The sequence below is a fragment of the Paenibacillus sp. MER TA 81-3 genome (assembly GCF_023713585.1).
Lineage (GTDB): Bacteria > Bacillota > Bacilli > Paenibacillales > Paenibacillaceae > Paenibacillus_B > Paenibacillus_B profundus.
The window spans coordinates 97,955-120,008 of sequence record NZ_JAMAWB010000004.1 but is presented as its reverse complement, the minus strand read 5'-3'; the positions used below and the strand labels follow the sequence as shown (position 1 = coordinate 120,008).

The window sequence follows — 22,054 nt, the reverse complement described above, 5'->3', positions numbered from 1 at the left end:
TTCACCAGAAGATTATATGTAGCTCAATCCTTTGCACCACTCTCCCTTTCCATCAGAAAATATGATTCGCCTGAACCTTAGCGTCACTTAACCCTTCCATGAGGAGGGTCTGCTCTTTCGATCCTTAGCGTTACTCAACCCTTCCATGAGGAAAATCTGCTCATTCGATCCTTAGCGTCACATAACCCTTCCATAAGGAAGGTCTGCTCTTTCGATCCTTAGCGTCACTTAACCCTTCCATAAGGAAGGTCTGCTCTTTCGATCCTTTGCATCACCTAACCCTTCCATAAGGAAGGTCTGCTCTTTCGATCCTTTGCATCACCTAACCCTTCCATAAGGAAGGTCTGCTCATTCGAACCTTTGCATCACCTAACCCTTCCATAAGGAAGGTCTGCTCATTCGAACCTTTGCATCACTCTCCCCTCCCTTCAGAACAGCATAACGTTGCTCTGCAAATAAATAAATTTCATATAATTAGAAAACCAACTTGAATTACGAACATATGTTTCTTATAATGGATATAAGAACATTTGTTCTATAATTAGATTTAGAAATACAGCTACGAGGAGGATATTTTAGGTGGAAGCCTTGCAATCTATCGCTACGTTGGAAGATTTGCAGCGTCAGTTTCATACCCAATCTTCTTGCGTCTCTTTTCTATATAAGTTGAAATGGCCACATGGTTTTGTCTGCCCACGCTGTCAACATGCCCATGCCTACATTATCCAGACACGCAGGCTTCCTCTGTATGAGTGCCGTGCCTGCCGCCATCAGACATCGCTTATCGCCGGCACGATCATGGAAGGCAGCCGCACATCTTTGCAGAAGTGGCTCACTGCATTCTGGCTTGTCTCACGTTCCGATATCGGCATCAACGCCGTCCGGCTTAGCTTGATTATCGAGGTTACATACAAGACCGCTTGGTTGATGCTTCACAAGATCCGAGCCGCGATTAGTCGCGCCGACACCAATCGGCCGCTGACAGGGGAGGTTCATGGCTTCGTAACCTTCTATGCCCGCCATCCTTCAAGACAACTCAACTCGGGGGAATCCCCTCTGATCGTTGCCGAATCTGTCACGCTAGACGGAGAAGTGGGCGAACTCAAGATGAAGCTTGTGGAGCCAACTCGCCTCTCCGATGGCTTGCTTCTTCGTTCCGATTGCGAACAATTCGCCAATCTGCATGTTGCCAAGACTACTACCGAGACATCCATCATCCGACACAATTTTCGGATTCGCCGCAACAGCCCCTTATATCAATCCTTCAAATGCGCATGGCGCTGGATGAACGATACCTTTCACGGGATAGGGGCCAAATATCTTCAGACATATCTGGATGAATTTTGCTTTCGCTTCAATACCTCTCTCCATCATACGTCCGCTTGGGAGCAACTATTGTGCTTATGCGTGGCGGTGTTTTCACCTGCCTCGACTTGCACCCTATATGATAAGACCTCTATTTCAGGCGCACCGACAGCAGCATGACCAAAGTTGTTTGCACCGCACCTTGCTCGAAACGTAAGTCCGATACATGCTCACACATCATTTTTTCATTCTATTTTCATCTATATTTGCCCCTTCATGCTGTGAATTAATTTTCATCGTTCTGGCTGTTGCTTTACGCTCTGTTCCAGCAGTGACTGTTTGAGCGTTCTGACTGTGCTTTTTGCTTTGAGTTTATTTGTAGCTTGGGGACGTTCTGGCTATACTTTTTGCTTCGTCCTTAGATGTGGCTGTGGGGGCGTTCTGGCTGTGCTTTTTGCTTCGTTCTTAGCTGTGGCTGTGGGGGCGTTCTGGCTGTGCTTTTTGCTTCGTTCTTAGCTGTGGCTGTGGGAGCGTTCTGGCTGTACTTTTTGCTTCGTTCTTAGCTGCGGCTGTGGGGGCGTTCTGGCTGTACTTTTTGCTTGTTCCTGCTGCAACTGCTTATCTAACTTCGTGTCGAAAAACTTTTTCTGAATTCTGAATATTCATTATCTCCTGACGCATAACGCATCTGGTCTTGCTCAATGAAGATGAAAAAGCACTCCCAAAGTCACGCACTCGTATCGTCCTGTTTCAAACTTATGTAGTTTCTGAACTAAGGGGATATTGAAGCTAAGGTCTATAACAAGAATCCTGCTATGAACGCAATATTAACTCGTAATTAAAATTATGCTTTTGTACTATGCACGACCTTAATTCAATATCCTCATATTGTAATAGGGTAGCGGCTTTTGCTTTTATTTTCATCTGAACCGAAGGGATAGTGGAACTAAGCAATTGAATCTTAAAGTTACTCGCTCGCTTCACCCTGTTATGGTTGCTAAAAAAGTGCACAGCCCCAAGACCGTGCACTTCCAAGTTCACTCTATTGTCGACTTCTAATTCAGCTTATATCAGTGCATATCGCCTCATATTAATGGGATTTAACCCATTTCGCTACGTCATTGACGACATCAAGCGGCACATTCCCCGGAACAACATATTCTTCTCCGGTGGAAGGCTTATCCGACGGGACAAAAATGTGGTTCAGCTTCGGATAAAGCTTGAATTCCACATCCTTACGGTTCTTCAGCGCTTCCTTCCAACCATCAAGATGCTCTTTACCGACTTGAACATCATTGTCGCCTTGAATAATGAAGAGCGGAATCTTCTGATCCTTAGCGATTTCCCCGCCATAGTTATTGCGGAAATCGAACCACCAGGATGCCATCGCTAGCTGCAAATCTTGCGGGTAATTATCTGCCGTATATTTCTCGTTCTTAATGACTTGCAGTTGTTGGTTCCACATATTCACTTGCGCCTCAATCTGGGCGGTGACCTGCTCTGGCTGACCCGCTTCCTTCGCGCGTTTCAGCTGCCCTTCCATTTGGGTCAGTATCAAGTCCTCGAGAGGACCGGACGGACCTGCAGCGATAATGCCGCCGCGAATCGATTTCGCGCTGTCTTGCGCAAGCATCCGTGGCACGAGCATGCCGCCTTGACTGTGGCCCAACACATATACACGCTCTTTATTCAAACGCTCATCTTGTCCCGCCCATTTGACTGCTTCGAGCGCATCGTCAAGCGTCTCTTCCTTGACTGTAAACTTCGGCACAGCCGTCGCTTGGAACGGATATTCGCGCGTACGCTTTTCATAGCGGATCGTCGCAATGCCCTGCTCAGCCAAACCGACAGCCATATCTCGGAACATCTTGCCCGCGCCGATCGATTCATCACGGTCATTCTGTCCAGAGCCATGCACCAATACAACTACCGGAAATGCACTTTCGCCATTTGCAGGCACCGTCAATGTTCCTGGCAGCTTGAACTGGCCTTCGCCGATGACGATGTTTTCTTCTTTATAAGCACTCGCATTATCATATGCTGGAGCTTGATAGCCGCCGGATCCGACCGCACTGAAGAAAAGCTCATCGACGAGTCCTTGATCATTATAACGGAGTTCCAGCGGCAACAACTGCCCTTTATCCGTCTTGAACAAGATACTTACGTTTTGATGCACCCCGTTGTCTTGCATGGCCGCATTCTCAAATTGGGTCGGTAAACCGAACATACCGGTAAGCAGCTTCGTATTTGAAGACAGCGACATCTGCTTCGTTGCTTCACGCAGCTCCGGCGTAATTAATTTTTGCAATTGCGCTTCCGCCTGCGGCTGTGCGGCCAATTTTCCCCACTGTACGACGAACTGGGAGGCGCGTGTTTTCCAATCCGAAGCATCTGGAACGACTGAATCGTTAACCCACTTCGCATTTAACTGCAGTCCCTTTTTAACCGAATCCCATGGCACTACTAAAGCGCCCTGCGCTTCCGTACCGAATTCAGCTTTAGCCGCAAGCTTTAATTCCTGTCCATTCACATCTGATCGATCTTCATTCAAGCGAACCGTCCACACAAGTTCACCATAAGTGACTTTGGCCGTCTTATCTTCCGAATTCCATTTCACATAAGCCCCGATAGATTCAACTGCTTGTCTTAACGGCACCATCGTGGCACTTTCTTGTTCCCCCAGTTTTTCAATGGCTGGAGTTTCTTCCGCCGCCAACGCTGCTGGTGCCATGCTTCCGAACAACAAGCAAGCGCTCATCATCCATCTCCATACTGATTTGTTCATGCTTCTCCCCCTTATCTCTCTTATGTTTTTTCATGTAGGGTTTTTAGATTCGGCTAATAACTAGCCTCCTATATTACGTTATTACGTTTTCAGCCTAATATTCGTTCAATCTCTGCTAATTCTTCTTCCGCAAAGGCGAATTATCCAATGCTTTAACATTCTCCTCAATTTGGCTGATGCGGCCCGTTTTCGTGGAGATGACCATCTAATCGCGATAAGGGCGAAAATCTTGCTTCATCATCTTGCCGAACATTTATTCAGCCGATCCCGGAGGAGACCGTAATTGTTCGCTAAATCAAAATGCGTAATCCCCAGATCAAATGCTCGTCTTGGCATCGCTCGGCCGTTCTCTGTTGAATCAAGCCGCCAAAGTTATGGCATAATCCAAGCGAAAGCGCCGGAAGCTTTAAGCCCGATCGGCCGCAGCGATTGTATATCATGGAGTCATAACGCTTAGAATCTGCCAAGAATTCCATTCAAGCTCACTCTCCTTCCCGCATAAACGCGCGAGTATCGAAAAATTAAGATATGTATTCTTATTTATTATAATCTATTGGGTCTTTACTTGTTAATGTCTGTTCGAGATTCGTTGAAAGGGGTTATTCTCCACTCCAGTGACCTTTCACACCTGACTTTGGCGGGGATAGGTGTGCTTCGTACAGACCATATTAATGACACGGTCCGCTGAAGCTTGACGGCACGTTGGGATCAGTCGGGATCAGGAGTATATCTGGAAAGTTGTCGTCTGCATCGCCGCAGAATTCAGCGGAACGAGAACAATACTGTATGCTATGAAGGAGGCAATAATCAATCATGTCCATTCCTAAACACCGTCGAGAAAATGCTAATAAAATCCGAAAGCAGACCCCTCATCCGCCGCATGGCAAAATCAAGTCCTTTAAAGAACTTGTAGAAGAGTAAAGAGTAAGTAAATTCGAGGCGCTTGAGCATCGTGTGTTAATGATGCGCTCAAACGCCTCTATTACGTTACGGATATAAACGGAAAGTAAAGAGGGGCTTCCATTTCCGTCGTTGCGCTTATGGTTCCCGATTGACTTCTTTATATAACGCATTACGCTGCTGTAAATCATGCCAATTGTCTGCAATGTCATGTGCAGTGTCCGTTTCCCATATTTCATACAGGAAAGGGCCGCTTTATCCGGCCTGAGCCAATCGCTCCATGATGAGCAGCCACTGATTGATTCCTTCGCCTGACATTCCAATGCTTCTCGTCTCGACTGTCATAATTAGAGATGTGTACGGAAATAATATGAGAAGCAAATCGGTCAATGAATACTTCTGACGCACAATTCGCATATCTCTATCGCAATTGAAAGCGAACCGTATGGCTTTTACCACGAGAGCCCTCTGTGCGAACGACGATTTTCCACCCTTTATCTATTTGAGTGGCTTCAATGGAAGGATCAGATGATGCAAGTTTAAGCTCATCATCCGCTTTATCCCAATAAAAAGTTAGCTGTTGCCGTGTCTGGGTCGGATCGGATAGAGCTATGGTGACATCGGCATCTGTCTTCTTCATCATCAATGCAAGCGGATTTTCCGCGCGCAGCCCTTCCACCGCCGCAGGGGCAAAGAAATGAACGCCGGTTAGTCCGCTCTTGCCATCGGACACCGCATGCACTTGACTATCTTGGCGAAGGATATGAATGTCCGGATTTCTGCTATACGCTGCAGTCTCTTCTGGATCAGCGTTCGGCAGCAGCACATAACGGTATGAACCCGCTTTCGGTTCAACGCCATGTGGAACGGCCAGGCTGCCGTAATGTCTCGTCAGGAGATCGTCACGCACATTTGGATTTTGGTTTATTTCCCGCCATGAATGTATCCGCGTTTCCCTTATAATGCGGATCGGCTGAGGATCTATAAATACGACGCCCAAGTCAGAGTTCGGCGTATTCCCTTCCATGTGTGCCCACGAAGCACGCTCAAGTATCTCTTCACCATTCCGCTGTGACAGCATGTCGTTCCCGTCTACAATAATCCGGTTAGTGCCTTGCCCGTTCAGCCTGCGGTTCTCCACAATCGTTTCCACCGCTCTGTTGCCAATGCTTCGAATATCAGTGCCAATTGCCACAATTTCGTTATCAAACATGAACCATGACTTCTTGCCCTCCAAACCTGTTTTCGTGCTGGCGCTCATTGCAAATTCCATGCCGGCTGTGCCGAACATGCCGTCCAACGAGGATCCTCCCACCCATGGCTTCGGATTAATGTAGGATGCCCAATCCTTCGGTTCAGGCAGCACATGGTCTGTTGTTGTGCCGGGCAGGCGTCCCATATCAACGGTTGCCCAATATCCGTCGCTGAATTGGGATAGATCGCCGTTATATAGCGACGTCATCCCGATACCCGTATACCAGCCCTTCACATTCTCACCGTTCCCGAATTCAAAGGCGGAAATGCGCGGGGAAAACATACTGATGCCGTAGGCAAACCGCTCACGCAAATGTACGGATCTATCCATTGCGGCAAACAACTGATGTTTAACCAACTCGCCTCTTGGAACAACGTGTTCATCCGACAACCGTTTTTTTACCAGGCTCATTTCGTATATATTCAGACCGGTAAAATAAGGCTGCAGCGTCGTATCGGACAAGGCCCATTCTTTGATCATGGAACGGATGCGCTGGCGTTTCTCCACCGGCGCTCCTTCCGCCAAGCGAAGCAGCGACATTGCAACAGCACGGCCGGACACATGGTCTTCCGATGCCGCCCTCGAGATCGCGCGTCCGCGCACCATGTCCATCATCGCGCCTTTATAGATGAGCGGCTCGAAGGAGTCAAACACCCAATCGTACACGATGTCCGCATTCGCATGCTCAATCGGCCAAGCCGATCCGTTGAACAGGTAGAATGCGTCAGCCATGCCCGATATCAGAACCGCGCCGTAGCTTCCGGTATAGGCAATATTGGCATGCTGGATAATCGAGCCGTCATCATAGACGCCATCCCCAGATGCGGCATATTGATATTCCGTATCGAGCGCATTCCGCGCCTGAAGCAGCTTCGCACTGTTGTCAACCGCCATGGCGCGCAGCGTGACGACCATCACCTTGTCAAGTAAGTTCGCGCCATTCTCCACGATATCAGGGTTTACGGTAAACCTTATTTTCGGATCAGGCACGAACCTATCAATGGCGGCAGCATATTGGCGAAGCTGATCCGGTGACAGATCATCATGCATAAGCACCATCAAATCCCCCAGCATGCGTGCGGAGCCTATTTCCCAATCCCACCAATTTCCAAACGTCTTGGTCCGTTCGTTATATTGATGCGAATAGACAAAATCCATACCGGAGACAATCGCTCGCCTTAGCTCATCGCTTTGGTAGAACAGTGAAGCTGGCGTACGATACGCCACCGCCATCGTTCTCAGCTTATCCATGTTGCTGGAAGGCGCCGAAGACACATGAGCCGGAGGTTCCTCTCCCCACAAATTTAACCGATCCGGTGCCATGTTCATTGTATCTAACAGTCCGGATTGGCTCTCGTTCCGAATTTTCGCATCCAGCTCCGCTATTTTGCTGTCCAAATCGAGATCTCCAGGATGATACAATGCGTTGCCTGTCAAACGGTTAACCCACTTGTCCCGCATGTTCCGGAAGTCCTGCTTCCGATCAACCGTTTCCACATGGACCCGAGATACGGCTTCCACCTTGCCATTCGGTGTTTCCACTCGAATCACTGCAGTTCCCTCCTTTATTCCAGTGATAACGCCTTCTTGCGTCACTTCGGCCACCTCCGGGTCAAGTGAGGTCCACTTGTATGGAATTTCTTCCGTTCCCGACGGGAATCGGATTGGGGTCAAGCAAATCGATTCACCCGATCGCACGCTGGCCGGATTCGGCTGGAGCAGCAGGCTGTTGATGACCGGTTCATCTGTCCGTCTTAGCTGCACTTCATCGAAAAAAGCGCTTCCTGTAGCCGATTCGAGAAACAACTCAATCCGCAATCGTGTCGCCTTGCCCGGAGTCCGTATCGGCAATGTATGGAGCTCCCAATCGGTATCGTCCTTAAGCTTGACAGTAGAGGGGCCATCACCAGCTTTGGTGCCGTTGGCCTCGAAGAACTGCGTCCGTACATAAACGCCGCCGTATGATACTTCCGTCCGCACCCTTTCGGCCTTCATCGCCAACGACAGCGCATAGCTGCGGTCTGGCTCGACGTTAACATCCTGCAGCACGGCAGCGCGGCTGACCACATCAGCATCCACACGTATGGCTCGCTCCCCCTTGTAAACCGTGTCCGTTACGGACAGGACAGGTGAACCGGAAGGAGTCCATTCGCTCCAATGCAGCGGTTCAATATTGTCCTTCCATCGATTCCGTGTCGAAGTGCGCACCTCTTCAAAGCTTGGATTGTTCAGTAAATTCGGATAAACGTTTGCGGCGGGATACAAGGATGAAGCGGCAGCAGACCCTACGATTGCGGCGGATTCGGCAACGGTCTGCGAGTGAGCGGTAACAGAAATGCAAGGAAATAGTAATGCGAAGGCGAATAGTCCGCAAGCGGTGCGCCTCCGACGGTTGATGTGACGATTGTGCAAGAACATTCATCCTTTCCGTTTTGAAGTAGTCAGAAAGATAGCGCTTACATTCGTTTATATTATACGGCAGAATAACGTAATGGCAAGAGGCAATCCATCATAGAAATGCCTTGGGCGCTTGGCAAGGTAATCTCAAAGTAAATGAAGATATGGTAGAGAAGCTTTTTGGGAGATACCTGTAAGGAAGTATATGCGGATTTGAGAAACGTTGTAACTCCACATGAAAAAGGGCTCTCGCTTCGCATGGAATAAGAAAAGCCTCGGATCACTCCGAGGCTTTTCTATTTTTCCACTAATTTCATAGAGATACTACCATGAACATGGTACAATACGACCGAATCAACATTTCGATAGTTCTTCGATTCGCAACGGGCTCAAGTATTACATACAAGGCTCATCAGAAATAAGAATGAGGTGTAGTGCTGCGGATGCGATGATAATAACATCATGTATTCAGCAAATCCCCCAGCCGATGGGGACTAAGAAAAGAGAATGAGGTATGCGAACACGTAACGTATTATTATTAATCTTGATGTCTATCACTATTATTTCGGCTTGTGGCAACAACGATAGTAAGAATAATAATTCAAACAATACTGCTAAGCAGCAGGAAGTAGAGACAGAAAATGAAAAATTAAAGGCAGAAGCTGAGAAATTAAAAAAAGAGCTGGCTGAGAAAGAAGCGGAAGGAGCAATAGCGCAGAAAAAAACGGAGGAAAAGGCTTCCGCAAAAGAGAACTCTCAGCAAACATATGCAGCAAATGCAATGTCTTTAATAGTTCCCCATTTAGCTGAAAATACCGCAATTGATGAAAAAACTTATAACTATATTGTTGATCATTACGAATTATTTCCTGCTGTTACATCCGAAAGCAAAAGTGCCGCAAAAGCTGAAGTTGATGCAAGCATTACCACTCGCCATTTATTGAAAAATATAAAACCTTACTTAGACAAAATGGTAACCGTCAGTGGATTCGTTGAAGAAATAGAAGAAGAAGAAACGGAGATAGGAACTATCGCAAGCATACACATTATAGACGATAATGACAACTCTGTTGTTGGTGTTTTTATGGATTCAACAGGCGATATTTTAGATGGAGATAATGTTACGATGACAGGCGTGCCAACCACAGTTTATTCATTTGATAACGTTAGCGGCGGTACTACAATTGCAATACTTTTTACATTATCCACCATTCAAAAGACTCAATAATTAAGCTGATATTGCAAGTGAACGACCTATTTTGCTATGCTAATTGATTTTTGGTTACTTTTTAGCGACTTTTTCATAGAAAAAGGCCCCTTTCGGGGCCTTTATTTCTTGCTATATCAGGCCTGGGGGCTGATGGATTACATCATTCCGCCCATTCCGCCCATGCCGCCCATATCAGGCATTGCAGGCTTATCTTGTTCCGGTTTGTCAGCGATAACCGCTTCAGTTGTCAAGAACATAGCTGCAACGGAAGCTGCGTGCTGCAGTGCGGAGCGAGTTACTTTCGCAGGGTCCACGATACCTTGGGCAATCATGTCAACCCATTCGCCAGTTGCCGCGTTGTAGCCTACGCCCACTTTTTCATTTTTCAGACGCTCAACGATAACGGAGCCTTCTTGACCCGCGTTGTCCGCAATCGTGCGAACCGGAGATTCCAGTGCACGCAATACGATGTTTACGCCTGTCAACTCGTCACCAACAGATTTAACTGCCGATACTGCTTGGTATACGTTCATCAATGCCGTACCACCACCAGCAACGATGCCTTCTTCCACAGCTGCGCGAGTTGCGTTCAGAGCATCTTCAATGCGAAGCTTGCGCTCTTTCAATTCTGTTTCCGTGGCTGCGCCGACTTTGATTACTGCAACGCCGCCTGCCAATTTAGCAAGACGCTCTTGCAGCTTCTCTTTGTCGAATTCGGAAGTTGTTTCTTCCAATTGCGTACGGATTTGGTTCACACGTGCATCGATATCGGATTTATTGCCGCTGCCGTCAACGATAATCGTGTTTTCTTTTGTTACGCGTACTTGACGAGCAGAGCCCAATTGGTCCACAGTCGTCGATTTCAGCTCAAGACCGAGCTCATCGGTAATGACTTGGCCGCCTGTCAATGCAGCGATATCTTGCAGCATTGCTTTGCGACGGTCGCCGAAGCCAGGAGCTTTCACTGCTACGCAAGTGAATGTGCCGCGAAGTTTGTTCACTACGAGAGTAGCCAATGCTTCGCCTTCGACATCCTCAGCGATGATAACCAATTGCTTGCCTTGTTGAACGACCTTCTCCAATACAGGCAAGATTTCTTGGATGTTGGAAATTTTCTTATCCGTAATCAAGATGTATGCATTTTCTAATACAGCTTCCATCTTATCCGTATCTGTAATCATGTACGGGGAGATGTAACCGCGGTCGAATTGCATACCTTCAACCACTTCAAGTTCAGTGTTGAAGCCTTTGGATTCTTCTACTGTGATGACGCCGTCTTTGCCGACTTTCTCCATTGCTTCCGCAATCAGAGTGCCCACTTCTTCGTCGTCCGCGGAAATCGCCGCAACTTGAGCAATGCTTTGCTTGCCTTCGATTGGCTTCGCAATTTTCTTCAAGTCTTCAACAGCCGCTTTTACAGCTTTTTCGATACCTTTGCGCACGACCATAGGGTTAGCGCCTGCAGTAACGTTCTTCAAGCCTTCGCGAATCATCGCTTGAGCCAATACCGTTGCAGTTGTCGTACCGTCACCGGCTACGTCGTTTGTCTTCGTTGCTACTTCTTTAACGAGTTGAGCGCCCATGTTCTCAAACGCATCTTCCAACTCGATTTCTTTCGCAATCGTTACACCGTCGTTCGTGATAAGCGGGGAACCAAATTTCTTCTCCAACACGACATTGCGGCCTTTAGGACCGAGCGTTACTTTCACGGCATTCGCCAAAGCGTCTACACCGCGAAGCATCGCGCGACGTGCGTCTTCAGAGAACATAATTTCTTTTGCCATCGTGAAACCCTCCTCGATACAATTCGAATTATTGTTAGTTCATGTATGATTCGTGCGTGTGATCTGACCTTGGTCAGATCCATATGTTTGACAACTCAGCAAACTTAGCGCAGATGCGGCTACTTAGCCGATTACTGCGTGAATGTCGCTTTCTTTCATAATCAAATACTCTTTGCCTTCGTATTTGATTTCTGTTCCTGCGTATTTGGAGAAAATAACCACGTCGCCTTCTTTTACATCTAAAGGCACACGTTGGCCGTCTTTCCATACGCCATTGCCTACCGCGATGACTTTGCCTTCTTGCGGCTTCTCCTTAGCTGAATCCGGTAATACGATACCGAAAGCTGTAGTTTCTTCCTTCGCGATTGCTTCAATCAATACGCGTTCACCTAAAGGTTTGATCATGAAAATAGCCTCCTTTTAAAGAAGAAGTTATAAGGTGAAGAATCCACCGCCGCTTGAAGGCGACGGACCGGATTCCCAAAAACAAAACGGATATCCAGTGTTAGCACTCAAGCACCTCTAGTGCTAATAACCAATTTCTATGATACTGATTTTAGGTTTCGATTGCAAGAGGGTAGCGGGTTAAAAATTTTTAAGATTGCTCTTCCACTTCCATCCATCCCTTGTTCCTTGAGCATCTGATCCCCTTTTACAGCAGCCAAATCCTTCGTCCGAGCAGCAGTACGAGTCACCAATTGAACTCACTCATTTCAGGATCAAAGAATGCAGATTCAAAAAAAATGCTCTCCGCATCCCTTTAAACCTGCATCTTTTCATCATATATCGTTCTGCGCTCACTGTCATCAAGCCGTCGTCGCATCCGACGAACCATCGAATTCTTCTTCCCATGCTTGCTGTTCGGCCAGCTGTTTGCGGTACACTATCGAAGAAGTGAATACGCTCACCTCATACAAAATCAGCAACGGGATAGAAACGAGAATATCAGAGATAATATCTGGCGGTGACAACATTGTTCCGAGCACAATTAAACCAAAATAAGCAAAGCGGCGCATTTTCCGCAAGCGCAGCGGGTTCAAGAGTCGAATCCGCGTGAGAAACATAATGACAACTGGAAGCTCGAATAACAAAGACATCGGCAGCAGGATGTTGAACATAAACGTAAAATACTGCGTAATGCCGTACGTCTCCGCCAGCTCCATATGTTTGTTAATTTTTGACGTAAACTCAAACGCCATCGGAAATACTACAAAATACGCAAACGACAAGCCGAGCAAAAAGAGGATAAACACAAACGGGACATAACGAAGCGCAGCTCGCCGTTCTTCCGATTTGAGCCCTGGACTTACGAACGCCCATAGCTGATACATAATAAACGGAAGAGTAATGGCAAGAGCCACGATGAAGGCAAACTTCATGTAAATGCCGATGCCATCCCATAGCGAAAATCCGTGCAAATTAAATTGATTCGCCGGTTTCGTATTGCGCATATAATCGTATATCGGGTCAGCGAGCAGTAATCCGCCAATGAGTCCGACGACCAGCATGATTACGACATAAAGAATCCGTTTGCGCAGCTCCGTAATATGCTCGACAATTGTCATTTGATCTTCTGTCTCTTCAGTCATTTGCGACATACCTACACCAACCTGTTCATGACGTTGTAGCGTGCGCAAGCATGCCTGCGCATACAAAGAAATAATAGCGCCTCAAACCGCTATTATTCAGGCAAACGACGTTGTTGCTCAGTGCTGGCGGCAGGTTGGGGAGCCGATGCGGCCGGCGCTTGATTCACGTCGACGGATTGCACTTCCTTACGGGCAGGCTTCGTCTCTTCTTCATCTCCCATAATATCACGCGCGCCCGCCTTGAATTCACGCAGCGTACGCCCGAATGCTCGTCCGAGCTCCGGCAGTTTATTTGGTCCGAACAACAACAATGCAATGATCAAAAGCAACAGAACACCTGATACTCCAATACCATTTAACACAGCGTATTCTCCCTTCGTCGCATTAGTGTAGAGCACGTGTTCAAAAAGGACGTTTTTCAGCTTTTTGAACAACCTCTAAAGCTTCCTGTGATCTACATCATATCATACCTGTTATCCGTAAAATACCAAGAACTGTAACAATATTTTGAAGATATGATCATTATTCGTGATCGCCATAGTTGCCACTTACAATTTCCAGTGCATGCGGCAATTGATCCATGATAGCCATCATATTGTCGTGAACACCCTTGGGGCTGCCCGGCAAATTAATAATCAACGTGTTGCCGCGAATACCGCATACTGAGCGTGACAGCATGGCCCGGCGCGTCTTCTGCATCGATGCAAGCCGCATCGCTTCAGCGAGTCCCGGAACTTCCCGCTCCACGACCTTTAACGTTGCTTCTGGGGTCACATCCCGTGGCGCCAGCCCCGTTCCCCCCGTCGTAATGATCAGGTCCGCTCGAAAGTAATCGGCCATCTCAATGAGGGAAGCCGAAATATCATTCATCTCGTCGGGTACAATACGGTATTCGACAATTTCTCCATGAAGCTCTTCTTCTACCAGCTCGCGAATGACCTGCGCACTCGTATCCTCACGTTCCCCACGCGATCCTTTGTCACTTGCTGTTAGAATTGCCACTTTCCAGCGCATGCCCGTTCCTCCTTCCACGAATTCCCCTTATCGGGTTGTCCCTAATCGATTCTATGTATTGCTTTATGTTAAGTATGATTCGCTCGATAATCTCCATTTTTGCCGCCGCTCTTCGTTATGAGCATCATCGGACCTATCACCATATCTTTTTGCATCGCTTTGCACATGTCATATACCGTGAGTGCGGTTGCGGATACAGCCGTCAGCGCTTCCATTTCCACTCCGGTCTTGCCTGACGTCTTCACTTCAGCTTCAATCGTTAACGTATCAACGCCATTATCCGTGAAGGAGATATTCACCCCCGTCAGCAGTAAAGGATGGCACATCGGAATCCACTGCGACGTATTTTTAGCCGCCATAATTCCGGCCACCTGCGCAACGGCCAACACATCCCCTTTGCTTACCTGTCCAGCCTTGATACGCTGCAGCATATCCGGATGCATAGCAACCTCTGTGCGGGCAACCGCCTTCCGCGCGGTGCTGTCTTTATCTGACACATCCACCATCTTGGCGCGTCCCTCTTCATTAAAATGGGTTAATTGATCCATGGTTCGTGTTCCTTCCTGAATTTCCTGCTCTATATGCAAAAAATAACGTCGGCTTCCGTAATCAAACACTCGACCGTAATATCGTGGGGTTCCATCGGTACTCTTTCAGTTACTTGCCAAGCGTAAAGACAGCTTATTCGCATCGGCAACAGTATGTCTGATGCGGGTTTCCCTTCGTCTTCGGAGACCAAGGATAACCGACGAACGTTAATCAATTCATTCCAAAAGCGGTCGTAATAGCCGGCGCCCAGCCCCATACGGCCTCCTTGACGGTCAAAGGCAATGCCCGGAACGACAATGACATCAAGCTGCGGCCAGTCCGCAACCGGCAGCTGTTCCGTCTCTTGCACCGGCTCCTGCAGCCCGAAACATCCGGTAGTATACTGCGTCCGATCATCCCACCGATGCAGCGTCATGGAATGATCGGCGGCTTCCGTCCGAGGAATATATATTACATCTCCCGCCGCACGGCATGCATAAAGCAATTGTGTAATATCCAGTTCCTTGCCAAAAGGGAGATAGGCGAAAACTCGCAACGGACGGCCGCGTTGTTCGCGCAGCTCCGCAACGTGTGCAGCAGCTCTGCGGCAGGCTGCCAAGCTGGCTGAACGATATTGTTCATCGGTGACATTACGTCGTCGCTGCTTGAAGCGCTGCCGTATTTGTCGTTTCAACTCAACTACCGACAAAGGAAATCCCCCCTTCACGTTATCCCCTAATGAGAGATTGCTCCATTCTTCCATCTATGTACAATTACACTGATTTTCATTGTTTTTCACGATTTTCAACCTTAGTTTACCATCCTTATTCCATTTCCGCCACCATTCCCGCTTTTTCTTCCTCTCCAAGCAGCTCTCGCATAGGTAATACTGTTGTTCCTAAAGAAAGGCTTATCGCACTTTTCCACTTTTTTTAGTACACTTAAGGAGGTTGTTTAAAAACCCCTTTGAAATTACGACGCATACCTTAAGGCAAATTCGACATTTTTCTTTTACTTGCCTCATTTTTTACTGGGGACTTGTCTAATCATCTTTAACCTTAACTTGTCCAAAACGGAGGAGATATAAAGTGCTGCTTCAAGTGAACGGCATGAGCAAAAATTACGGGATTACCCCCGTATTAACGAACATTACGATGCAAATTCTTGAACGGGAGCGCATCGGCCTGGTAGGTGTTAACGGCGCCGGAAAGTCTACGCTTCTTCAGTTGATCGCTGGCGAAATGGCGCCAGACGGCGGTACCATTTTTAAGTCCAAAGAAACGCGCATCGGTTATCTTGCGCAAAATAGCGGCCTGCAATCCGAGCGTTCGATATGGAACGAGATGATGCATGTCTTCGAGCATTTAATGGAAGCTGAACAAGAGCTTAGAGCCTTGGAGCATCAGATTGCAGATCCGAAGCTGGCTGAAGACGAGGCTAAGTACGAGGACACGCTGCACCGTTATGCGGAGCGTTCGGAATGGTTCCGCCAGCAAGGCGGATACGAGATGGAAACACGCGTCCGCAGCGTGCTGCATGGAATGGGCTTCAGCCAAATGGATCCGTCTACTCCTATTCATACGTTGAGCGGAGGCCAGAAGACGAGACTGGCGCTGGCGCGTATTTTGCTGCAACAGCCTGACCTCCTGCTGCTTGACGAGCCCACGAACCATCTGGATATTCATACACTCACCTGGCTTGAGTCGTATTTACGTTCCTATCCTGGTGCGGTTCTGGTTGTCTCCCATGACCGCTATTTTCTGGACGCGATGGTGACGACAATTATTGAGATCGAGCGCCACCAAGCGAAGCGCTACACCGGCAATTACACGAAGTATATGGAATTGAAGGCGGCCGAATATGAGCAGCAATTAAAAATGTATGAGAAGCAGCAGGATGAGATCGCGAAAATGGAGGATTTCGTGCAACGCAATCTTGTCCGGGCATCGACGACCAAGCGCGCTCAAAGCCGCCGCAAAGCGCTGGACCGGATGGAGCGCCTCGACAAACCTCTTGGTGATTTGAAAAAGGCTAATTTCCGTTTCGAGATTAGCCGCCCAAGCGGCAAAGACGTGCTTTACGTCCAGGATGCGGCTGTCGGCTATGAGAATCACCCGCCACTCTTTCAGCATGCAAGCTTTGAGTTAAAGCGCGGAGAGATGGTCGCATTAATCGGACCGAACGGGATCGGTAAATCAACACTTCTGAAGACGTTGATTGGAAAGCACCCCTTGCAAGCAGGACAGTTCCATTGGGGCACGAACGTCTCGATCGGTTATTATGATCAGGAGCAGACTACGCTCAATAACAGCAATACCGTGCTGGAGGAAGTATGGAGCGCTTATCCTTACCTTGAAGAAGTGCGGATTCGAACCGTACTGGGCAGCTTCCTGTTCAGCGGTGAAGATGTGCTGAAGAAGATTGCTTCCTTGAGCGGTGGAGAGAAAGCCCGGGTCGCTTTAGCTAAACTAATGCTAGAGCAAGCCAATATGCTCATACTGGACGAGCCTACGAACCATTTGGACTTGTTCAGCAAGGAGGTATTAGAGTCCGCGCTAATGGATTATGAAGGAACCGTGCTGTTCATTTCTCATGACCGCTACTTCTTGAACAAAATGGCAGAACGCATAGTGGAATTGAGTACGTCGGGAACCTGTCATTTCCTGGGAAATTATGACGATTATCAAGTAAAAAAGCAGGAGTTAGCTGAAGATGAAGCGATACGCGCTTCCTTGCAGCCGACCGGAAGCACGGGCAAACCCTCGACGTTTCAAAGCGGAAAAGCAGCGGATGATGCGGATGATGCCAAGAGCGGAGCCGCGGCATTTGAAGCGGACAAGCTGGCCAAGCGCGAAGAACGCGCGCGGCAGCGGAAGCTGGAGCTATTGGAGCAGCAGATTGCGGTGCTTGAAGCGGAAATCTCGGAACGAGAACTGGAGCTTGCCGAGCCAGATGTGTACAACGACTATGTGCGTGTTCAATCCATACAAGAGCAGCTGGACGCGAACAAAGCCGCGCTGAACGCCGTGTATGCGGAATGGGAGCAACTGATGGAAGAATAGACACAAGTCTGGCTGATGGGAGGGACAGTTCCCACTGTCTCTCCTCCATTGATTTTCTGCAATGAAACACCAACTTGTATCTCATGACGATAGGTTTCATTGGAAATCATCCTGTGGTTTGGCTTGCTTTCCGCAGCAGTCGCTGAAAAGCAGCCCGATCCACTGGACAAAATACCGTCTAAATGACTTTTGGCCGCCACAACGCCCCATTCCACTGCATATTTTCCAATGCGATTACATCACTACCATGTCAAACAAATTAGTCCCATTTTGCACCACTTTAGCACTGTCTTGTATTTTTTCCATAGCTTAGGCCCTTCGAATATTTCGCTTCTGCACATTACATCGTACACCTTATTAACAAAATGACATCGTTATCTTCCCTACCCCGGCAGCCGAGGACACCTCCGCTAAGGCTCCATTGACCAAAGTCAATTGCGGGGGAACATGCCCAATGTCGACATCATAGATGACAGGAATCTGTAAATCATCGAAGATGTGGTGCAGCGCAATGTGGTGCAGCGCATCCTGCAGTTCGAAATTTTGGGTTGGCGCATAACCATTTGGTCTCCCAAAAAGAAAACCGTTCGTGTTTTCGAACCACCCGCATTGCTTCATCTGCCATAAACGCCTGTATATATCGGCCGCAGTCATTTCACTGCTTTCCATGTACCATATGATCCCGTCATGTTCGCAATACTTTTGGGAGAACTCTTTTATTGGCGCAAATGGTGTGCCGACAAGGTTAGATAAGGTATCCAGACAACCGCCCATCAGTCTCCCTGCAAAACGAAGCCCGCAAGCTGAATCCTCTTCCTGGCCAAGCGTTTTCCACCTTGTCGGGGTATCCAACTGATATCCGGGAATGGAAAAGTCCCAGGAAGACTGAAAGAAAGCCGAGGAGGACTGAACAACGGTTTGGTTATGTTCCGTGCTCAAAACGTCCTCGGGCAGTAGTCTCATCCCAATTGCCGGAACCGAGCTCGATATAATTCACTCCATGCGCCGTAGCGCATCCTGTTCGCAACGTATAGGCGAAGTTGAACGTGCTGATATCCGAGTATCCCAAAATCCATTTAGGCTGTTGATTTTTCAATGAATCCCAATCCAAGAGAGGCAATATTTCCATAAGGAATTCCCCACCCCAAGGCGGAATAACAGCGTTCACTTTCTCATCTGACAGAACGGCTTGAAGTTCGCGCGCCCTTTGCTCCTTGCCAGAACTAACGCATTTATCATTCGTCCAAATCGTATTTCCTTCGATGACCTCGTACCCCAAATCCTTGAACGCCAGTTTTGATCGTGTCAGTAAATGATGCAAGTGTTCTTCAACCCCGCTGGAAGGGGCGGTAACGGCAATGCAATCTCCTTTTCTTAGCGGTGCTGGATATTTGATTGTGTCGGACAAGATTTCTCCTCCTTTGATGGGAATGACGCATGCTGATTTTCATGCTTGCTTCTGACGAAAAATATGTGTTCATGAAAGTCACAGGTTATGCACAAAATCGCCCCATGCAAATGAGAACTTTTTTTCAAGCCAACTTCGTTTTTTTATTGGTGCACCAGTATTTATTTATTGTAAACCAACATTATCCACCGATTTATCCACATTATCCACAGGGAAACCACTTTTGTGTGCAAAAGCTATCCCCTTTTTCATGGCAAATAGAACTTAAGTCCTGAAAGGCTGTAAGCGTTATATCCACATTTTCAACAGGATATGTGGATAACTTTGTCCACACTGGCTTAGGATATCTCTTTGGCATGCGCTTGAACAGCTGCTGGAACGGCTTCGATCTCACTATCCCCGCTGTTCTTTTGGGCGCGAAGCGCTTGATTGCATGCCGCGATATAGGCTTGAGCAGCCGCCAGTACAATATCTTGATTCATGGCGCTTCCTTGATACGTATGATCGTGCAGGGACACCGTGACGACGGCCTCACCCGACGCTTCTTCTCCAGAAGACAGGGAATGCAGCTCCAAGTCTTCAAATTGGACCGGTGCCTGCACAGATTGCGCGATTGCCCGAATAACTGCTTCAATTGGCCCGCTGCCAACTCCCGCATAAGTAGATTCCAGCCCTGTCGCTTGTTCCTTGACTGTAACGGATGCGACACGTGCACGCGAGCTGCCCGCGATCACCTGCACATCAAGCAGTTGAATGGGCTCCAGTTGCTGATGCAGCGTTTCTCCGATGCATTGCAGCAATTGATCGTCCGTGACGACCTTTTGCTGATCAGCCATTTCTTTAAAGCGATCGTATACCTCATCCAATTCTATCGTGTCCAACTGCACTCCATATTGAGCAGCACGATGCTTCAGCGCATGTCGGCCTGAATGCTTGCCGAGAATAATCATATGATGCGGAATGCCAAGCTTCACCGGATCCATAATTTCATAGGTGCTGCGATGCTTGAGCAATCCATCTTGATGAATGCCTGATTCATGCTGGAAGGCGTTGCGCCCGACGACCGGCTTATTGAAGGCAATCGGAAAATGCATCATGCGGCTGACCATGCGCGACGTCTCGTACAAGTACTCGGGCCGGATTTGCGTGTCGGCTTGCAAAGCTTCGCCTCTTGTGTCGAGCGCCATGATGAGCTCCTCCAGCGCGCAATTCCCTGTGCGTTCTCCGACCCCGTTCACAGTCACTTCGATCTGCGTGGCGCCCGCTTGGATAGCGGCAAGGCTGTTTGCCACGGCCAGGCCCAAGTCATTATGGCAGTGCGCGCTGAAGGTTACATGCTCCGCTCCGCGTGCTCCTTGACGCACCTTCCTGAACAAGGCCCCGTATTCTTCAGGCAGTGCGTAACCGACCGTATCGGGGAGATTGATGATGGTCGCCCCTTCTTCAATGGCCGCCTCCACCATTTCGACGACGTAATCCACATCCGCGCGCGTCGCATCCATGGCCGTGAATTCGATCCGATCAACGAATTGCTTTGCGTAAGCAACCGTTTCCCGCGCCATCTGCTTCACCTCTGCCCGTGATTTGCGCAGTTGGTGCTTCAGATGGATATCCGAGGCGGAGACGAAGACATGGATGCGGCGAGAGGCGGCATCCGCTGTTGCGCGCACTGCCGCATCAATATCGCCGCGCACCGCCCGTGCAAAGCCGCAGATCTCCACCTCCGGCAGCATGCGCGAGATACGCTGCACCGCTTCGAACTCGCCTGGACTGGATACCGGGAAGCCCGGCTCCATAACATCTACTCCAAGCTGTGCCAATTGAGACGCCAGCGTCAGCTTCTGATCCAGCGTCAAAGCAGCGCCAGGCGCTTGCTCTCCGTCGCGAAGCGTTGTATCGAATATATGGATTCTCTTCCCGTTCATGCTATGAAAGTGATGTTCATTATTCATTGTATTCATCCTCCAGTATCCATTAATTATTGATATACACATACGCTTCCATTTCCACAAAAAAATCCTGTCGTCTCTAAAATATAGAGACGACAGGATGCTGCCGCGGTACCACTCCAATTGAGGCGATGGCGAACGTAACGTAACGTTGCCATGCTTCCGCTTGAACCTTGTAACGGGAGGGACCGTAGCGGCCTAACACTTCGCTGTAGCTCGAAATCGATCGACCATACAGCTTCGCATTCAGCAGCTCCACTTCCAGGCGAGTTCAGACCGTTCCGCCGCTGCGTCGCACCATCCCGCAGCTCTCTGACAAGGCGTCTATTGTCTTACTACTCCTGTTCATCGTGTTATCTTGTTCATGTCTATAGGTTCGTTCCAAATGATGTCTTAATTTCAAGTTATGTTTCTGAAAATAAAAAAACCCGTCGTCTCGATTAGAGACGACAGGTGTTCTGCCGTGGTACCACTCTACTTGATGGGCCTTCATCTTCGCGAAAGATGAAGCAGCCATCCGCTTCATACGCACAACGTCGGCCTATGTCCGGACATTCGTCGCTGTGCGCGCCCGATGACGGGGGCTCCGTAATGGCGTACTTCATAGTCGATTCCGCCATTCCGCTCGCAGGCGAGTTCAGGTCAACTGCCGCTGCGTCGCACCATCCCGCAGCTCTCTTAGACAAGTCTATACCTTACTACTCCTGGTCCTAGCGTTTCACCGATATTCCCATTCCATGGAAGGATTAGGTTTGTTGAATATTATATTGTCCATTGCAAGCATAGTCAATACCTTTTGAACAAATAGTTGATCACTTAGCTATAAAAGTCGGAACTATATATGTTGTACTCAATCCTTCTCTGCGGT

17 protein-coding genes, 1 pseudogene and 2 other annotated features are annotated in these 22,054 nt (G+C 48.4%); of the genes and pseudogenes, 4 read left to right on the top strand and 14 right to left on the bottom strand.

The window, feature by feature from the left end:
- Positions 1–579 precede the first annotated feature (579 nt).
- Positions 580–1,485, top strand: coding sequence for a transposase (locus M3650_RS06665; RefSeq protein ID WP_251573464.1), 906 nt, complete (start codon positions 580–582; stop codon positions 1,483–1,485).
- A gap of 910 nt (positions 1,486–2,395) precedes the next feature.
- On the opposite strand, the gene M3650_RS06660 is transcribed toward M3650_RS06665, so the two are convergent.
- Positions 2,396–4,090: an alpha/beta hydrolase family protein gene (locus M3650_RS06660; protein ID WP_251573462.1), complete on the bottom strand. Its 1,695-nt coding sequence runs from the start codon at positions 4,088–4,090 to the stop codon at positions 2,396–2,398.
- 208 nt (positions 4,091–4,298) lie between these two features.
- Positions 4,299–4,566 (bottom strand): annotated as a pseudogene (locus M3650_RS06655) (aldo/keto reductase); the annotation flags it as partial.
- Between the two features lie 337 nt (positions 4,567–4,903).
- Between M3650_RS06655 and M3650_RS06650 the strand changes: the two are divergent.
- Entirely contained in the window at positions 4,904–5,011 is a 108-nt protein-coding gene (locus M3650_RS06650) for a DUF6254 family protein (RefSeq protein WP_019422609.1), read from the top strand.
- Between the two features lie 234 nt (positions 5,012–5,245).
- On the opposite strand, the gene M3650_RS06645 is transcribed toward M3650_RS06650, so the two are convergent.
- Together M3650_RS06645 and M3650_RS06640 are read right to left on the bottom strand one after the other, a co-directional pair.
- The gene (locus M3650_RS06645) at positions 5,246–5,407 is read right to left on the bottom strand and encodes a hypothetical protein (protein ID WP_251573460.1); all 162 of its coding nucleotides are present in this window, start codon (positions 5,405–5,407) and stop codon (positions 5,246–5,248) included.
- 4 nt (positions 5,408–5,411) lie between these two features.
- Positions 5,412–8,657 (bottom strand): polysaccharide lyase family 8 super-sandwich domain-containing protein, encoded by a 3,246-nt coding sequence (locus M3650_RS06640; protein WP_251573458.1) that lies wholly within the window; start codon positions 8,655–8,657, stop codon positions 5,412–5,414.
- A gap of 499 nt (positions 8,658–9,156) precedes the next feature.
- Between M3650_RS06640 and M3650_RS06635 the strand changes: the two genes are divergently transcribed.
- A complete protein-coding gene (locus M3650_RS06635) occupies positions 9,157–9,870 on the top strand; it encodes a cell envelope integrity TolA family protein (RefSeq protein ID WP_251573456.1) in 714 nt (237 codons plus the stop codon).
- Between the two features lie 137 nt (positions 9,871–10,007).
- On the opposite strand, the gene groL is transcribed toward M3650_RS06635, so the two are convergent.
- From groL to M3650_RS06600, 7 genes are all read right to left on the bottom strand, one after another.
- Positions 10,008–11,636 carry a chaperonin GroEL gene (gene groL / locus M3650_RS06630; protein ID WP_019422614.1) on the bottom strand — a complete coding sequence of 543 codons (1,629 nt, stop codon included), beginning with the start codon at positions 11,634–11,636 and terminating at the stop codon, positions 10,008–10,010.
- Between the two features lie 123 nt (positions 11,637–11,759).
- Complete coding sequence (gene groES, locus M3650_RS06625; protein ID WP_019422615.1) at positions 11,760–12,041, bottom strand: co-chaperone GroES; 282 nt, start codon at positions 12,039–12,041, stop codon at positions 11,760–11,762.
- Positions 12,042–12,442: 401 nt separating this feature from the next.
- Positions 12,443–13,225, bottom strand: a complete 783-nt coding sequence (tatC, locus tag M3650_RS06620; protein ID WP_251573680.1) for a twin-arginine translocase subunit TatC — start codon at positions 13,223–13,225, stop codon at positions 12,443–12,445.
- A 92-nt stretch (positions 13,226–13,317) separates the two neighbouring features.
- Positions 13,318–13,587: a twin-arginine translocase TatA/TatE family subunit gene (locus M3650_RS06615; RefSeq protein ID WP_026011179.1), complete on the bottom strand. Its 270-nt coding sequence runs from the start codon at positions 13,585–13,587 to the stop codon at positions 13,318–13,320.
- Between the two features lie 160 nt (positions 13,588–13,747).
- Complete coding sequence (locus M3650_RS06610; protein WP_019422618.1) at positions 13,748–14,239, bottom strand: MogA/MoaB family molybdenum cofactor biosynthesis protein; 492 nt, start codon at positions 14,237–14,239, stop codon at positions 13,748–13,750.
- 68 nt (positions 14,240–14,307) lie between these two features.
- Positions 14,308–14,787, bottom strand: a complete 480-nt coding sequence (moaC, locus tag M3650_RS06605; RefSeq protein WP_251573454.1) for a cyclic pyranopterin monophosphate synthase MoaC — start codon at positions 14,785–14,787, stop codon at positions 14,308–14,310.
- Between the two features lie 29 nt (positions 14,788–14,816).
- Complete coding sequence (locus M3650_RS06600) at positions 14,817–15,476, bottom strand: 5-formyltetrahydrofolate cyclo-ligase (RefSeq protein WP_251573452.1); 660 nt, start codon at positions 15,474–15,476, stop codon at positions 14,817–14,819.
- A gap of 379 nt (positions 15,477–15,855) precedes the next feature.
- Between M3650_RS06600 and M3650_RS06595 the strand changes: the two genes are divergently transcribed.
- Positions 15,856–17,829, top strand: a complete 1,974-nt coding sequence (locus tag M3650_RS06595) for an ABC-F family ATP-binding cassette domain-containing protein (protein ID WP_251573449.1) — start codon at positions 15,856–15,858, stop codon at positions 17,827–17,829.
- A 357-nt stretch (positions 17,830–18,186) separates the two neighbouring features.
- Here M3650_RS06595 and M3650_RS32250 read toward each other — a convergent pair whose 3' ends face one another.
- From M3650_RS32250 to M3650_RS06585, 3 genes are all read right to left on the bottom strand, one after another.
- Positions 18,187–18,768 (bottom strand): S66 peptidase family protein, encoded by a 582-nt coding sequence (locus M3650_RS32250; protein WP_311295051.1) that lies wholly within the window; start codon positions 18,766–18,768, stop codon positions 18,187–18,189.
- Positions 18,752–19,237, bottom strand: a complete 486-nt coding sequence (locus M3650_RS32245) for an LD-carboxypeptidase (RefSeq protein ID WP_311295050.1) — start codon at positions 19,235–19,237, stop codon at positions 18,752–18,754. The genes M3650_RS32250 and M3650_RS32245 overlap by 17 nt, the downstream gene beginning before the upstream one ends.
- A 338-nt stretch (positions 19,238–19,575) precedes the next feature.
- Positions 19,576–21,189: a 2-isopropylmalate synthase gene (locus M3650_RS06585; protein WP_251573446.1), complete on the bottom strand. Its 1,614-nt coding sequence runs from the start codon at positions 21,187–21,189 to the stop codon at positions 19,576–19,578.
- A gap of 82 nt (positions 21,190–21,271) precedes the next feature.
- Positions 21,272–21,544, bottom strand: a binding site (T-box leader).
- An 81-nt stretch (positions 21,545–21,625) separates the two neighbouring features.
- Positions 21,626–21,907: a binding site (T-box leader), on the bottom strand.
- Positions 21,908–22,054 lie beyond the last annotated feature (147 nt).

Excerpts from the sequence above, each read along its gene's own strand:
- M3650_RS06660 (WP_251573462.1), bottom strand. The coding sequence starts at position 4,090 with ATGAACAAATCAGTATGGAGATGGATGATGAGCGCTTGCTTGTTGTTC.
- M3650_RS06650 (WP_019422609.1), top strand. The coding sequence starts at position 4,904 with ATGTCCATTCCTAAACACCGTCGAGAAAATGCTAATAAAATCCGAAAG.
- M3650_RS06645 (WP_251573460.1), bottom strand. The coding sequence starts at position 5,407 with ATGCGAATTGTGCGTCAGAAGTATTCATTGACCGATTTGCTTCTCATA.
- M3650_RS06635 (WP_251573456.1), top strand. The coding sequence starts at position 9,157 with ATGCGAACACGTAACGTATTATTATTAATCTTGATGTCTATCACTATT.
- groL (WP_019422614.1), bottom strand. The coding sequence starts at position 11,636 with ATGGCAAAAGAAATTATGTTCTCTGAAGACGCACGTCGCGCGATGCTT.
- groES (WP_019422615.1), bottom strand. The coding sequence starts at position 12,041 with ATGATCAAACCTTTAGGTGAACGCGTATTGATTGAAGCAATCGCGAAG.
- tatC (WP_251573680.1), bottom strand. The coding sequence starts at position 13,225 with ATGACTGAAGAGACAGAAGATCAAATGACAATTGTCGAGCATATTACG.
- M3650_RS06610 (WP_019422618.1), bottom strand. The coding sequence starts at position 14,239 with ATGCGCTGGAAAGTGGCAATTCTAACAGCAAGTGACAAAGGATCGCGT.
- moaC (WP_251573454.1), bottom strand. The coding sequence starts at position 14,787 with ATGGATCAATTAACCCATTTTAATGAAGAGGGACGCGCCAAGATGGTG.
- M3650_RS06585 (WP_251573446.1), bottom strand. The coding sequence starts at position 21,189 with ATGAATAATGAACATCACTTTCATAGCATGAACGGGAAGAGAATCCAT.